We start from the raw sequence: 13,813 nt of genomic DNA, 5'->3' as shown, positions 1-13,813 counted from the left end.
ATCGGACATTGTGCGGGATCTGGGGCTGACCGGCTCTAAGACCTATCAGGCGGATGCGCGGTTGGCCGGGGCGGTGTTCCGTCTGGGCGGGTATCCGTCGACCGTTTTCCTGAATGGTGAGGGTGAGGAAACCGGACGTTATGCCGGTCCGATCGACTGGTTCGATCCCAAGGTTCGCGGGACTTGGCTCGAGCGTTTGCGATAAAGGCGAAAGAGCCTGTCAGTGGGCATGTCCGGCATGGCTATGGGTCTTGGCGTCTGCGGCCTCGATGGTGACATGGACGTCCATATGGCCGATGTCGAACTCGATTTCCATTTCGAACTCCTGGCCTTTTTCCAGCTTGCCGGTCAGGCCTTCCAGGCGCATGGCCAGTGCTTCCGGCTCCAGGTGCAGTTCGCTGCCGGCGGCGACGGGAACCTGCGGCAGGGGCGTGTAGACGGCCTTGCCGTCGACAAGCTGAAAGCCGACCAGATCAACGCTGCCGGCATTGTCCGCTTCGCCACCCAGCAGGATGACTTCCTTGTCCGTTTCGTTCTCGATTTCGACGAACACCAGGGCATGGTCATCGGAGGTCGCACGTGTCCAGGCGTGAATGGCCTTTACGCCATGCAGCTCGCTGAGGTGATGGTCGTGATCGTCATCGGATGCCGTTGCAGGGCCCGCAAAGGCGAAAAAGCCGGTCATGGTGGCGGTGACAAGGAAACGGATCATGGAAAAGTTCTAACCTCTCAGGTCGGTGACGACGGGACGCCGCAGGATCAAGGCGGCCGGCAGCAGGGCCAGCAGGATGGTCAGGCTGACAAATCCGGCCAACAGGTGGAATTCGGGCCAGCCCAGAGACGCGGTCACCAGAATATCGGTGCGCGCGCTGACGATGTCCGAGATGATTTTCACCGAAACCCAGCCGACGGCGAGGCCAAGCAGGGAGCCGCTCAGGATCAGGGTGGCCGCATAGCTCCAGACGACAGAGAAGACAAAACGCCTGGGCGCGCCGAGCGCACGCAACAGCGCAAGCCGGCGGGCAAACAGCCGCGTGAGCACCACGAGCCCCGTTAAAACCCCGGCTGTGACCAGCACCTGTGTAATGACGGCCATCATCGACATGATCTGGCGAATGTCGCCCATCAGGCCATGGAGCCGGGACAGGACCGCACCGGGGAAAAAGGCCATGGTGTCGCTGCGGGTGAACTCGGATCTCAGCGCATAGTTTTCCCATAAGGCTTCCGCCCTCACCAGCACGGCGGGCGTGCCGGGGAAATAGTCCGGGTCGAACGGCGGGCCGATCTGGTCGATCCGCTCCGGGGTGTGGCCGTTGGCAAGGCCGTGGACCTCCCAGACAGCTTCGACCGGGACCAGGATCGCCTTGTCCCAGGGGCTTCCCGTCGGTTTCATCCGGCCGACGATGGTGCTTTCATGGCCCTCGTGCGCATTTTCTTCGACCGCATCGCCGATGCCGTGATCAGGTGTGTAAGTGGTGCCGAGCGGCAGATCCACCTTGGAGCCGGCGATCGCCTCATGGCTGGCTGCGAACAGGCGTCCCTCGGCCAGGTCGCCGGTCAGATGCTGGATGAATTGCGGCGTGGTCCCGACAATCGGAGCACCGGCATAGCTGTCGCCGAACGCGATCGGAGCGGCCAGGCTGACCCGCTTGTTGGTGGCAATCTCGTGATAGATGCCGCCGCCCAATAGCGGGACGTCGCTCGGCTGCAGATAGACGGCGGCAAACAGCATGGTGATCTCGCTGCCGGGTGCGGCGACGATCAGGTCGAATTTCTCTGCCGCTTTCGCCGTTCCCCTGCGCAGGCCGCGCTCCTGGGCGAGGAGCCCGACGCCGATGCCGACCGAGACCCCGATCAGGAGGACGAACATGACGTTGGTCCAGCGAAACCGCCACAGGAGAGCGCCCACCAGCGAAAACGGTCGGTAGCCGCTGACCACGGCAAGTCCGGTCACGATCGCGGGCAGAAGCAGGAGGGCAAGCCGGAGGAGGTCCTGCGTCAACACGGGCAGGGACTGCCAATAGTCTGTCAGTCCTTCAATCATTGCCGGCCTCCGGCGCAAGTCGTCCGTCGATGATCTCGATCACGCGGTCCATGCGGTCCAGAAGCTTGAGATCGTGGCTGACGGCGATGAAGGTCTTGTTCTCCTCACGGGCGAGGTCGGTCAGGTCGCTGATGAGCCGATCGGCCGCCTCCCGGTCGAGGCTTGCGGTCGGTTCGTCGGCCAGGATGATCGCAGGATCACCGGCGAGTGCCCGAGCGATGGCGACCCGCTGGCGTTCGCCCCCGGAGAAGCTGTCGACCGACCGGGTCATATCTTCAATTCCCAGATGGCCGAGCATGCGTTCGACGTTGGCCCTGATCGGGCGCCGGCGCTTTTTTTCCCCGAAGGCGGCGGCCAGCGCGGCGTTGCCGAGCGCGGTCAGCTCTTCAAACAGAAGAAAATCCTGGAAGATGATGCCGACATTCTCGCGTCTGAATTTCGCGCGCTGTCCCTCCCCAAGGGACAGGATGTCGGTTTCGCCCCACCGGATTTCGCCGGTGCTGTTGGGCTGCAGACCGCACAGGGCGTAAAGCAGGGTGGATTTGCCCGCGCCCGAGGGACCACGAATACCGACCGCTTCGCCCGGACGGATCTCCAGGTCGTCGACATTGAGCAGGACGCGGCCGTTGCTGGCGCGAACTGTCAGATTTCGGAGGGTCAGCGGCAGCGTCATCGGTGCTTTAGGGGCGCTCGTAACTGGCGTCTACCAGACGGACACGGCTCAGGAAGCCGGTCTCCGGATCGGTGAAGCTGCCGAGCTTGAGCGTGCCTCTGGTGATAATCTTGGTGTTGAACGAAACCACGTCGATGATCCGCTTGGTATAGATCGCAAGAATGTCGTCCGGCCAATCGGCCTCGGTTTCGCAAAACGGGCAGACCGCCATGGGACGTCTGGTCAGGACGAAGAATTTCGATTCCGCCTTGAGGGGCGGCGCCATGAAGCCGGAGACGGAAACGCGCTTGTCTTCCATCGACAGGGCGTAGTCGGAGTAGCTCAAGTCCTTGTTGTAAAGTTTTCTGAGCTTGATCGTGTCCTCGGCATGGGCGGCCTCGAGCGACAGGCCGGAAGCCAACGGCAGAAGCGCACAAAGGCCGGAGCCTACGATGAAATGCCGGCGGTTCATCTTTCATCCCTTTCTTCGTGCAAGTGACATCAGTTTGAGGTCAATGGAGAAAGGCCCGCACGGGCGGGCCTTTCCGTTTTCTTCAGGTCGCCTTATTCGGCGTTCACGGCATAATCCATGACGTGGAAGATGTAGTTCTGTTCGACCACGCCGTCGAACAGGTGCGACCAGGGGCCCTTGGCGAACACGGCAACGTCTTCACCCGAGTGGGTTTCGGACGACATCGGGATCAGGGCCTGCTGTATGTAGTCCTGGTCCATCGCCTGTTCGTTGGTCAGGTCCGGACGGGAACCGGTCCACTTGTCCTCTTCCTTGAGGATCGAGCCGGTGCCGTTCAGGTAGCCGGCAACCGTGTAGGGCTTGCCGTCCTTGCCGGTCAGCGGCTTGCCGGTGTGCTTCACGCCCTTCTTGTCGACGTCGTAGCACAGGCCGGTGATCGGCGAACCGCGGCCGCAGTAGCCGTTGAAGGCAATGGCGTGTTCGTGGTCGGCGGTGACGATGATAAGCGTGTCTTCGTCGTTGGTCAGCTCGTCGGCCATGGCAATCGCATCGGCGAAGGCGGCGCCGTCGGTCAGGGTGCGGTGCAGGTTGCCGTCATGGTTGGCGTGATCGACGCGGCCGGATTCCACCATCAGGTAGAAACCGTTTTCGTTCTTGGACAGGGCCTTGATGGTGGCCGCGGTCATTTCAGCCAGGGACGGCTCTCCGGTCCGGTCGGCTTCGTACTTCATGTGGGAGGATTCGAACAGGCCGAGAATGGGCGTGTTGCCCATGTCTCCGAGCGCCTCGAAGGTTTCCTCGTTCCAGGCGTACTTGGCGCCGAAGCCTTCGGCTTCCCTGATGAGGTTCACGCCGTCGGTGCGTTTGCCGCCTTTGCCTTCCTCGTCGGTGACATCCTTCGGCAGGAAGTGGCGGCGGCCGCCGCCCATGGCGATGTCGATCACGCCGGCCTTCATCTGGTCGATGAGCTGTGCGGCGATGTCCTTCTGCGCCGTGCAGCCTTCCGGAAGACCGCTGTTGTCTTCCCAGTTCCGGTGTGCGGTCTTTGCATAAACAGCTGCCGGAGTGGCGTGGGTGATGCGGGCGGTGGAGAGAACGCCGACCGACTTGCCGGCTTCGTCCATCAGTTCGGCGAAGGTCTTCATTTCATGACCGGCCATGTTGGCGCAATCGCCGACGGCGACGGTTTCGTCGACGTTGATCATGTTGTTCTTGGACTTGACGCCGGTGTTCATGGCCGATGCGGTCGGGGCCGAATCCGGGGTCTGACCGTTGGTGGTGTAGGTCTTCACCAGAGCCGAATGCGGGAAGGCCTCATGCGGCTGCACATATTCGGAACCGAGCAGGCCGGCCTTCTGGCCGGAGAACAGGCGGATCGCATAGTTGGTGCCGACACCGTTGCCATCGGCGGTGAACAGGATGACGTTCTTCGCACGGTGGGTGTTCGGCTGGCGCGCAACCATTTCCTTGATCAGGGCCTGCGCGTCGGTGAACCACTTGCTGTTCTGCTGGGGCAGGGCTTCCTGAGCGGATGCGACAGAGCCGGCCATCGCCAGCGCCAGCGCGGAGCTAACAAAAATCTTCATGACATCTCCCGGATTTCAGGGGGGTGTAAATCGCTCCGCCTCATTAGGTTGCCTCCATGACAGTTTCTTGAAGCTTTCGCGAATGTTGAGCGCCGGTTGCTCTGTTCTGTTCCGCACTTTCGCTAATTCATCTTTGAAAACAGATTTCTATCGTTCTCACCGAAAAATCGGTGCGCTGCTTGATCCCCTGACGGCAGTTTATGTCCTTCTTTCTTTGAAATCTCGTTTTTCCGTCTACGGAGCCCGGCAGGCGACCGCGGACGCTCTGTCACAGGATGTTCATATGAACGTCTAAGAAGGTTCATATGAGCGCGCTAACCAGCAGGCTGAAAGAAAACGAGGTTGAGGCATCGCGGCATCTGCAGCGTTGCACTCAGGCCTTTTCGGCCTTGGCTGCACATCCTGAGATGATTGCCGCAGGTCTGACACGGGGTATCGGGGACGGCCAATTTGCGCATGCAGCTCGCTCTAGACATTACCAAAAGACAGGCCGAGATCACGGATCTTGTGCAAAAGGCGGGCTTCGCGTCGGTTGAGGACCTGGCCGACCGGTTCGATGTGACGACGCAGACGATCCGCCGGGACGTCAACGGCCTGTGCGAACTGGGCATCCTGCGGCGAACGCACGGCGGGGTCGAGCCACCCGCACCGGCCTCCAACATTCACTACAACACCCGCAAGATCCTCAACCTCGGCGCCAAGCAGCAGATCGCGAAAATCGTCGCCGCCGAAATCGGGAACGGCCAGTCGGTCGCCTTCTCGATCGGGACGACGCCGGAAATCGTCATGCAGTCGCTTGCCGGCCACGAGAACCTGCACATCTTCACCAACAATCTCAACGTCGCCATCACCGCGTCGAACAATCCGACGTTCCAGGTGACCATCGCCGGCGGGCGGCTGCGCCACGGCGACCGGGATATTCTCGGCGCCTCCGCGCAGGAGTTTTTCGCCAACTACAAGGTCGACGTCGGGGTTTTCGGTGTGGCCGGCGTGGATGAGGACGGCACGCTGCTCGACTTCCACGAAGACGAGGTGGCCGCGCGTCAATCGATCCTCGCCAATTGCCGGCAATCCTTCCTGGTGCTCGACCACAGCAAGTTCGGCCGCAGCGCCCATGTGCGCGGCGGTCATATTCGTGATGTGAGCGCCGTCTTCACCGACCGGTATGTCCCCGGTCCCATCGCCGATCTGTTGCGTGAGAGCGGTTCTCGGATCTTTGTCGCGCCGGAGGATGCGACATGAGCAAATCCTTCGACAAGAAATTAGCTGGCAAAGCAATCGAACTGCAGGCGGTATCCAAGGTGTGGGGCGGCACGCGGGCGGTGGATGGTGTGTCCATCCAGGTGCCGGCGGGATCCTTCACCGCGCTGCTCGGCCCGTCCGGCTGCGGCAAGTCGACCACGTTGCGCATGATCGCCGGACTGGAGACGGTCGACGGAGGGCAGATCCGGATCGGTGGAGAAGACGTGTCCAGGCGTCCGTCGTCCCAGCGCGACCTGTCCATGGTGTTCCAGTCCTACGCGCTGTTTCCCCACCTGAACGTGGCGGAGAACATCGTGTTCGGGCTCAAGGTGCGCAAGGTTGCGAAGGCGGAGCGTATGGAGCGGCTGAAGCGGGTCGCCGACCTTCTGGGGCTTTCGCCCTATCTCGACCGCAAGCCGGCGCAATTGTCCGGCGGGCAGCAGCAGCGGGTTGCGCTGGGCCGGGCCATCATCGGCGAGAAGCCGGTCTGCCTGATGGACGAGCCGCTCTCCAACCTGGATGCGAAACTGCGCCACGAGATGCGCGTCGAAATCCGCGCGCTGCAACAGCAGCTCGGCTTCACGATGGTCTATGTCACCCACGACCAGGTCGAGGCGATCACCATGGCCGACCAGGTGGTGCTGCTCAATCAGGGACGCCTGGAACAGGCCGCCGCGCCGCGGGAGCTTTACGCGAAACCGGCAACACCGTTTGCCGCGCGCTTTATCGGCACGCCGCCGATGAACCTCCTGCCCGCAGCCGCCTTCGAGCGCCTTTCGGGCGCCGGAACGCTGCAGCTCGGGATTCGTCCTGAGGCCATGCGGGTTGATGAGAATGGACCGGTCCGGGCACGCGTCCAGACCGTGGAATATCTCGGTGCCGACACGCTGGCAGACTGTCTGCTGGGGACGGCGCCGTTCCAGGTGCGGCTTTCCGGCGACAGCCGGATTGCGCCGGGAGAAGACCTGTTGCTCGGCTTCGACGTGGCGGACCTGCATGTCTTCGACGATGCCACCGGCGGGCGTCGGGACGATCTGATTTCCGAAATTGGAGCGCAGCTGTGCTCCTGAAAAGCTGTGCCGAGAGGCGCAGGACAGCCGCAATCTTGCGGGGGCTCAAACCAAGGATGATTTGAGATGTTGAAGTCCACTCTCTTGAAGGCCGTTGCCGCGACGGCTCTTTCATTCAGCACCTGGGCCTCCGCCCAGGCTGTTGACCTGCAGTTCTATTTCCCGGTCGCCGTCGGCGGCAAGGCCGCTGAAACCATCCAGGGTCTGACCGATGCCTATGCAAAGGCTCATCCGGATGTGAAGATCGACGCCGTCTATGCCGGTTCCTACCAGGACACCGTCGCCAAGGCGATCACCGCATCGCGCGGCGGCAACCCGCCCCAGCTTTCGGTGATCCTGTCCACGGACATGTTCACCCTGATCGACGAAGACCTGATCGTTGCCTTCGACGATTACCTGACGACTGACGAAGACAAGAAGTGGATTTCCGGCTTCTACCCGGCGTTCATGGAAAACAGCCAGACCGGCGGCAAGACCTACGGCATCCCGTTCCAGCGTTCCACGCCGGTTCTCTACTGGAACAAGGAAGCCTTCAAGGCTGCCGGTCTCGATCCTGAAACGGCTCCGGCCACCTGGGAAGAAATGGTCGAATTCGGCAAGAAGCTCACCAAAACCGATGCTTCGGGCAACGTGACCCAGTGGGGCGTGCGCATTCCGTCTTCCGGTTTCCCTTACTGGCTGTTCCAGGGTCTGGCGATCGAAAACGGCGTGACCCTTGCCAATGCCGAAGGCAACAAGACCAACTTCGACGATCCGAAAGTGGTCGAGGCGCTGCAGTACATGGTCGACCTGAGCACCAAGGACAAGGTGATGGCTCCGGGCATCATCGAGTGGGGTTCCACGCCGAAGGCATTCTTCGAAGGCCAGACCGCCATGATGTGGACCTCCACCGGTAACCTGACCAACGTTCGCGACAACGCTCCGTTCGACTTCGGCGTCGGCATGTTGCCGAAGAAGATGCAGCGCGGCGCTCCGACCGGCGGCGGCAACTTCTACCTGTTCAAGGGCGCGTCCGAAGAACAGACCAAGGCAGCCGTTGAGTTCGTGCAGTGGATCACCGCACCGGAACAGTCCGCCAAGTGGACCATGGCAACCGGTTACGTCGCTCCGCGTCCGGAAACCTGGGAAACCGACACCATGAAAAAGTATGCGGAAGGTTTCCCGCAGGTTCTCGTGGCACGTGACCAGCTCGAGTTCGCCAAGGCCGAGCTGTCCACCTATCAGAACCAGCGCGTCACCAGCATCTTCAACGATGCGCTCGCTGCTGCCATCACCGGCCAGAAGACGCCGGAAGCCGCTCTGAAGGAAGCCCAGGCTCAGGCCGACGCGATCCTGGCGGAATACCGCTAAGCCGACTTCGGAGGGGGGAAGTTTCCGCCGCCCTCCGGTTTGCATGGTCCACGTTTTCGTGGACCTGCCGGTTTCCCCGGGGTGGGACCGATCGGATGACGGGCGCAGAGGGTCGCGCCGCTGTCTGTCCTGTCGCCCTATCCCGGGGAAACTCCCAAAAGGTTTTATTGAACACACGAACGAACGCGAATTCGAGGCTGAACGGACCATGCGGGACTGGACGTTGAAACGGGAATGGATTTACGGCTGGCTGCTGTTGCTGCCGGCCATGGTGTTCCTGTTCGCCTTCACCCATGTTCCGGCCGTGACCACGCTGATCAACAGCTTCTTCTCCACACCGCGCGGGCGCCGGCCGGCCAAGTTTTTGGGGCTCGCCAATTACGACCGGCTTTTGAACGATCCTGTTTTCTGGAAGGTGCTCTGGAACAATCTGTGGTTCGCGCTGGGTACCATTCCGGTATCCATCGGGCTCGCCATTCTCATGGCGCTCTGGGTCAATGAAAAGCTTGCCGGGCGGAGCTTCGTACGCATGGCCTATTTCACGCCGACCGTGCTGCCGCTGATTGCCGTCGCCAATATCTGGATGTTCTTCTATACGCCCGGCTTCGGCCTGTTCGACCAGATTGCAAGCGTCTTTTTCGGCTCGACCCACACGAACTGGCTCGGTAATCCGGCAACGGCGCTGAACGCGATCATGATCGTCACCATCTGGAAGGAAGCCGGGTTCTTCATGATCTTCTATCTGGCAGCCCTTCAGGCGATCCCGGTATCGCTGAAGGAGGCGGCCGAGATCGAAGGCGCCGGACGCTGGACGGTGTTCTGGAAGATCACCTTTCCGCTGCTCATGCCGACGACCCTGTTCGTCTCGGTCAACGCGGTCATCAACTCCTTCCGCCTTGTGGATCATATCTTCATCCTGACCGACGGCGGTCCTGACAACGCCTCGTCGCTGCTGTTGTTCTACATCTACGAGACTGCGTTCCGCTTTTGGGAAACCGGCTATGCGGCGACCCTGACCGTCGTCCTGCTTGTCTTGCTGTCCGCACTCGCCATCGGCCAGTTCTTCTTCTTCGACCGCAAGGTGCACTACAAATGAGCCGGTCCGCGTTTTCTCTCGATCGGATCCTGAACACGGCGGCGGCCTGGGCGCTGGGCATCCTCTGGATCCTGCCGCTTGCCTATGCGGTGTGGACCGCCTTTCACCCGGCGGCCTATGAGGCCCGCTTCGTCCTGACGGCGCCGCTGACGCTGGAGAACTTCGTCAAGGCCTGGCAGGCGGCTCCCTTTGCGCGCTATTTCCTGAACACCTTCATCCTGGTGACGATGATCCTCGCCTGCCAGTTTTTCCTCGGCACGCTGGCGGCCTATGCCTTTGCCCGGTTCAAGTTCCCGGGGCGGTCGGTCTTTTTCGCACTGGTCCTGCTGCAGCTGCTGGTCATGCCGGACATCCTGATCGTGGAAAACTACAAGACCATGCGGATGCTCGATCTGGTCGACACGATCCCGGCGATTGCGCTGCCCTATATCGCCTCCGGTTTCGGCATCTTCCTGCTACGCCAGACCTTCATGACCGTGCCGAAGGAACTGGACGAGGCGGCCCGGGTGGAAGGAGCCTCCTTCATGGGGATTCTGTGGAAGGTCTACATCCCGCTCGCCAAGCCGACCTACCTTGCCTATGGCCTCGTTTCCGTCAGTCACCACTGGAACAATTTCCTCTGGCCGCTGATCGTGACCAATTCGGTCGATACCCGGCCGGTGACCGTGGGCCTCAGCATCTTTTCGGCCATCGATTCCGGTATCGAATGGTCGGTGATCAATGCGGCCACGTTGATGACCTCCGGTCCGCTGCTGATCGCGTTTCTCTTGTTCCAGCGCCAGTTCGTCCAGAGCTTCATGCGGGCCGGCATCAAGTAGGACTGTCTCCCTGTTTTCGAAGCCGGCGAACCGTTTCGCGATGACAAAGCCTTGCCGGTTCGCTGTCTGCTCCGCTAACTAGAGCCGGGTAACGTCAATCCGGAGGGAACGAGATGACCGGCGATCCGCGCGAATTTCTGCGGGCCTTGTTCGACAAGGCGGTCGAGGCCGCCGATCCGATGCGCAGCCTTGCTGCTTTCCTGCCGGAAAAGCCCGAGGGACGCGTGGTGGTCATCGGCGCCGGCAAAGCGTCGGCGCGGATGGCGGAGGCGGTCGAAGCCGAATGGGGCCCGTGCGAGGGCCTGGTGATCACCCGCTACGGCTACGCACGCCACTGTCGGGGGATCGAGATCGTGGAAGCCGCGCACCCGGTTCCCGACCAGGCCGGGCTTGATACGACGAAGCGCATGCTTGATCTGCTGGATGGCCTTGGCGAAGACGATTTCGTACTGGCGCTGATATCGGGCGGGGCCTCCGCGCTGCTGATTGCCCCCTTCGAGCCGATTACGCTTGCCGAAAAGCAGGCGGTGAATTCAGCGCTTCTAGCGTCGGGCGCGCCGATCGGTCAGATGAATATCGTCCGCAAGCACCTGAGCCAGGTGAAGGGCGGGCAGCTGGCGGCCGCCGCCTATCCGGCGCGTATGCTGGCGCTCCTCATCTCCGATGTTCCGGGCGATGACCCTGCTTCGATCGGGTCGGGCCCGACGGTCGGCGATGCCAGCACCGCTGATGATGCCCGCAAGATTCTGGACCATTGGCGCATCGACCAGCCGAATTCCGTTTCCAGGGTGCTCAGCACAGGCAACGGCGTTCTGCCGCCTGACGCGCCCGAGCTTGCGCGGACCGAAAACAGGATCGTTGCCGCCCCTTCCCAGTCTCTTGAGGCGGCAGCCGGTCTTGTCCGTGAAGCGGGATATCGTGCGGAGATCCTGGGCGATGCGCTGGAAGGCGAGGCGCGGGAGGTGGCAAAACACCATGCCGCTCTGGCGCTGGACCGGCAGTCCCGGATGCAGCCCGGTGACCAGCCGCTTGTGCTCCTGTCCGGCGGGGAACTGACGGTGACCAGAAGGGGCGACGGCATCGGCGGTCCGAATGCGGAATACGCGCTGGCACTGGCGCTTGCGCTAGGCGGCAAGCCGGGTATTCGTGCCATTGCCTGTGATACCGACGGGGTCGACGGGGCGGCGGAAGTCGCCGGCGCCCTGATAGACGCTCAGACGATGAAAAGGGCGGGCGCACTCGGGGTCGATCCGCAAGCCGCGCTGGATCGCAATGATGCTCACAGCTTCTTCGGCAAGCTTGAAGATCAGGTGGTTCCGGGGCCAACGCTGACCAACGTCAACGATTTCAGGGCGATCCTGATCGAGCCGGCCTAGGCGCGCTGAGCCACGTAGTCTGCGAGACAGTGCCGGGTCGTTTCGATCGACTCGGCAAGTTCGCCGACAAGAGCCAAGGTTTCCGACCGGTCTCTTTTGGCCGCCGCCATGAGGTCGCGGCAGAGCCGATAGACTTCGCGGCAGCCGAGGGTGCCCGCCGACGAGGATAGGGTGTGGGCTTCGACGCGGATAGTCGCCAGGTCGATCTCGGGTGCTTGCATGGTGGCGATCCGCATCGTCATTTCGTCCTCCAGCATTCGGATCAATCGCGCCGTTTCCTGCGGTCCGAATTGGTTGATGAGGTCGTCCGGTTTTTCAGGCTCGAAATAAATAGGTGCCTCGGCCACACCTTCGTCGGCTGGATGAGACGGCGTGCCCGGCGTGGTGTCGGGGTGCGGCCGTTCCGAAGTCATCAGACCGGCCATGGTGCCGAAGAGTTGTGACCAGTCGACCGGTTTGGCGAGCCAGGCATCGAATGCGGCTGGTCGAAATTGCTCCTGCTCGCTTGCATAGACATTCGCGGTCAGGGCAATGATCGGAATGGTCCGGCCGCCCGGCATTCCACGGATGAGGTGGGATGCCTCGCCGCCGTCGAGCTGCGGCATCTGGATGTCCATCAGGATTACGTCGAAACCGTCCGAGCCGGCGTTTTCCATTGCAGCAACCGCGGCCCGACCGTCGGCCACGTCGGTGACGATGCACTCTTCGGCTTCCAGAGCCAGCCTGATAAGCCTCCGATTGACGTCGTTGTCTTCCGCCAGCAGAACCCGGGTTCCTATGAGGCGTCCGTCTTTCGCCTCATGCGGTGCTTGGGGAGAACCAGCCTCGGATCCTTGTAGCGGGAGGGTGAAATAGAAGGTGGATCCGGCGTCGGGAGCGGTTCTGACACCGATGGTGCCGCCCATCAGATCGACCAGGGACTTCGATATGGCGAGCCCGAGCCCCGATCCCTCGTGTCGGCGGGTGATCGAGGTGTCCGCCTGGGTGAAACGCTCGAAAATGGTGGCAACCTGGTCTTCGGGAATCCCGATTCCGGTGTCGGCCACCGCAAAGCGGATATGGCTGTTCGGTTCTTTCGAAATCTCCAGGACCACCTTGCCGCCTTCAGGGGTGAACTTGATGGCGTTGGAGAGAAAGTTGATCAGGATCTGGCGAAGCCTGCGCGGATCGCCCGAGATCGATTGCGGCAGAGCGGGGTCGAGTCTTCGGGTGAGACTGAGCTTCCCGGCTTCAGCCGCATTCGCGACGATTGCCAGGCAGGCGTCGGCCAGGTCCGCAAGGACGAGCGAAACCGTTTCGATCTTGAGACGGGAACCCTCGAGTTTGGCGAAGTCCAGTATGTCGTTGACTTGCGCCATCAGGGCGTCGCCGGCCGCCTTCTGGATTTTCAGGGCCGACAGATGTCGTTCGCTCAGCCGATCGCCCAGTTCCGACAGGATCAGATCGGTAACTCCAAGAATACTGGTGAGGGGGGTGCGGAGTTCGTGGCTCATGTTTGCCAGGAAGTCCGTCTTCGCCCGGGAGGCCGCTTCCGCGGCGTCCCTCGCCTCCTTGAGTTCGGCCTCCGTCCGCTTGCGGTGCGTAATATCGGAATGGGTTCCAATCATGCGCAGGGGATTGCCGTCTTCGTCGCGGCTCACGACCTTGCCGCGGTCGAGCACCCAGATCCATTCGCCATTCTTGTGGCGCATCCTGAACTCGGCCTCGAAGGCGGGCGTTCTGCCTTCCTTGTGGGCCCGGTCTGCCTGAAGGACGGCTTCCCGGTCATCGGGATGGATCAGGTCCATCCAGGCTTCCGTATCGGAGGAAATCTCTTCCTCGCCGTAGCCGAGCATGGCCTTCCAGGTCGGTGAGTAGAAAGTCTTGCCCTGCTGGAAATCCAGGTCCCAGATGGCCTGATTGGCGTTGTCCAGAGCGAAGGTGGCGCGCCGCTCTTCTTCGCGAATTTGCGCTCTGGCTTTCTTTTGTTCGGTAATGTCGCAATGGGTGATGATCAGGCATGTCGGCCGGCCGGAATCGAGTTCGGAAGCAGACGTTGTCCGGCTCAGCAGCCAAAGCCAGCGGCCGTCGGCATGGCGCATGCGATAAATCCAGTCGATGGGTCGCT

The 13,813-nt window shown here is 61.9% G+C and carries 13 protein-coding genes; 7 read left to right on the top strand and 6 right to left on the bottom strand.

Annotated elements, in window-relative coordinates:
- The first annotated feature begins 10 nt into the window (after nt 1-10).
- On the top strand, nt 11-205 hold the full coding sequence (locus tag ABIN98_RS14990) for a hypothetical protein (protein ID WP_346911207.1): 195 nt from the start codon (nt 11-13) through the stop codon (nt 203-205).
- Between the two features lie 15 nt (nt 206-220).
- Here the strand turns inward: ABIN98_RS14990 and ABIN98_RS14985 are convergent, their stop codons facing one another.
- The 5 genes from ABIN98_RS14985 to ABIN98_RS14965 form a co-directional block, all read right to left on the bottom strand.
- Nucleotides 221-712, bottom strand: coding sequence for a copper chaperone PCu(A)C (locus ABIN98_RS14985; protein ID WP_346911206.1), 492 nt, complete (start codon nt 710-712; stop codon nt 221-223).
- 9 nt (nt 713-721) lie between these two features.
- On the bottom strand, nt 722-2,044 hold the full coding sequence (locus ABIN98_RS14980; protein WP_346911204.1) for an FtsX-like permease family protein: 1,323 nt from the start codon (nt 2,042-2,044) through the stop codon (nt 722-724).
- Nucleotides 2,037-2,717, bottom strand: a complete 681-nt coding sequence (locus tag ABIN98_RS14975; protein ID WP_346911202.1) for an ATP-binding cassette domain-containing protein — start codon at nt 2,715-2,717, stop codon at nt 2,037-2,039. Before ABIN98_RS14975 ends, ABIN98_RS14980 begins: the two co-directional genes overlap by 8 nt.
- Nucleotides 2,718-2,724: 7 nt before the next feature.
- Entirely contained in the window at nt 2,725-3,168 is a 444-nt protein-coding gene (locus tag ABIN98_RS14970) for a hypothetical protein (RefSeq protein WP_346911201.1), read from the bottom strand.
- A 92-nt stretch (nt 3,169-3,260) separates the two neighbouring features.
- Entirely contained in the window at nt 3,261-4,754 is a 1,494-nt protein-coding gene (locus tag ABIN98_RS14965; protein WP_346911200.1) for an alkaline phosphatase, read from the bottom strand.
- Nucleotides 4,755-5,210: 456 nt separating this feature from the next.
- On the opposite strand from ABIN98_RS14965, the gene ABIN98_RS14960 reads away from it, so the two are divergent.
- The 6 genes from ABIN98_RS14960 to ABIN98_RS14935 all read left to right on the top strand — a co-directional run bounded on the left by ABIN98_RS14960 (nt 5,211) and on the right by ABIN98_RS14935 (nt 11,706).
- Nucleotides 5,211-5,996: a DeoR/GlpR family DNA-binding transcription regulator gene (locus tag ABIN98_RS14960; RefSeq protein WP_346911198.1), complete on the top strand. Its 786-nt coding sequence runs from the start codon at nt 5,211-5,213 to the stop codon at nt 5,994-5,996.
- Nucleotides 5,993-7,066, top strand: a complete 1,074-nt coding sequence (locus ABIN98_RS14955; RefSeq protein WP_346911196.1) for an ATP-binding cassette domain-containing protein — start codon at nt 5,993-5,995, stop codon at nt 7,064-7,066. Before ABIN98_RS14960 ends, ABIN98_RS14955 begins: the two co-directional genes overlap by 4 nt.
- A gap of 66 nt (nt 7,067-7,132) precedes the next feature.
- Nucleotides 7,133-8,416 (top strand): ABC transporter substrate-binding protein, encoded by a 1,284-nt coding sequence (locus ABIN98_RS14950; protein ID WP_346911195.1) that lies wholly within the window; start codon nt 7,133-7,135, stop codon nt 8,414-8,416.
- 208 nt (nt 8,417-8,624) lie between these two features.
- Nucleotides 8,625-9,512: a sugar ABC transporter permease gene (locus ABIN98_RS14945; protein WP_346911193.1), complete on the top strand. Its 888-nt coding sequence runs from the start codon at nt 8,625-8,627 to the stop codon at nt 9,510-9,512.
- On the top strand, nt 9,509-10,330 hold the full coding sequence (locus ABIN98_RS14940; RefSeq protein ID WP_346911191.1) for a carbohydrate ABC transporter permease: 822 nt from the start codon (nt 9,509-9,511) through the stop codon (nt 10,328-10,330). The genes ABIN98_RS14945 and ABIN98_RS14940 overlap by 4 nt, the downstream gene beginning before the upstream one ends.
- Before the next feature lie 113 nt (nt 10,331-10,443).
- Nucleotides 10,444-11,706, top strand: coding sequence for a glycerate kinase (locus ABIN98_RS14935; protein WP_346911190.1), 1,263 nt, complete (start codon nt 10,444-10,446; stop codon nt 11,704-11,706).
- Here ABIN98_RS14935 and ABIN98_RS14930 read toward each other — a convergent pair.
- Nucleotides 11,703-13,813, bottom strand: a 2,111-nt coding sequence (locus ABIN98_RS14930; protein WP_346911188.1) for a PAS domain-containing protein, incomplete at its 5' end; no start/stop codon positions are given. The two genes, ABIN98_RS14935 and ABIN98_RS14930, sit on opposite strands and share 4 nt — an antisense overlap.

The organism is uncultured Roseibium sp. (genome assembly GCF_963675095.2).
Classification (GTDB): domain Bacteria; phylum Pseudomonadota; class Alphaproteobacteria; order Rhizobiales; family Stappiaceae; genus Roseibium.
The sequence above is the reverse complement of the archived record's forward strand: the minus strand, read 5'-3'. Positions and strand labels throughout refer to the sequence as shown.

What these genes read in the sequence shown, in the direction of transcription:
- ABIN98_RS14985 (WP_346911206.1), bottom strand. Translation starts at nt 712, where the DNA reads ATGATCCGTTTCCTTGTCACCGCCACCATGACCGGCTTTTTCGCCTTT.
- ABIN98_RS14980 (WP_346911204.1), bottom strand. Translation starts at nt 2,044, where the DNA reads ATGATTGAAGGACTGACAGACTATTGGCAGTCCCTGCCCGTGTTGACG.
- ABIN98_RS14975 (WP_346911202.1), bottom strand. Translation starts at nt 2,717, where the DNA reads ATGACGCTGCCGCTGACCCTCCGAAATCTGACAGTTCGCGCCAGCAAC.
- ABIN98_RS14970 (WP_346911201.1), bottom strand. Translation starts at nt 3,168, where the DNA reads ATGAACCGCCGGCATTTCATCGTAGGCTCCGGCCTTTGTGCGCTTCTG.
- ABIN98_RS14965 (WP_346911200.1), bottom strand. Translation starts at nt 4,754, where the DNA reads ATGAAGATTTTTGTTAGCTCCGCGCTGGCGCTGGCGATGGCCGGCTCT.
- ABIN98_RS14960 (WP_346911198.1), top strand. Translation starts at nt 5,211, where the DNA reads ATGCAGCTCGCTCTAGACATTACCAAAAGACAGGCCGAGATCACGGAT.
- ABIN98_RS14955 (WP_346911196.1), top strand. Translation starts at nt 5,993, where the DNA reads ATGAGCAAATCCTTCGACAAGAAATTAGCTGGCAAAGCAATCGAACTG.
- ABIN98_RS14950 (WP_346911195.1), top strand. Translation starts at nt 7,133, where the DNA reads ATGTTGAAGTCCACTCTCTTGAAGGCCGTTGCCGCGACGGCTCTTTCA.
- ABIN98_RS14945 (WP_346911193.1), top strand. Translation starts at nt 8,625, where the DNA reads ATGCGGGACTGGACGTTGAAACGGGAATGGATTTACGGCTGGCTGCTG.
- ABIN98_RS14940 (WP_346911191.1), top strand. Translation starts at nt 9,509, where the DNA reads ATGAGCCGGTCCGCGTTTTCTCTCGATCGGATCCTGAACACGGCGGCG.
- ABIN98_RS14935 (WP_346911190.1), top strand. Translation starts at nt 10,444, where the DNA reads ATGACCGGCGATCCGCGCGAATTTCTGCGGGCCTTGTTCGACAAGGCG.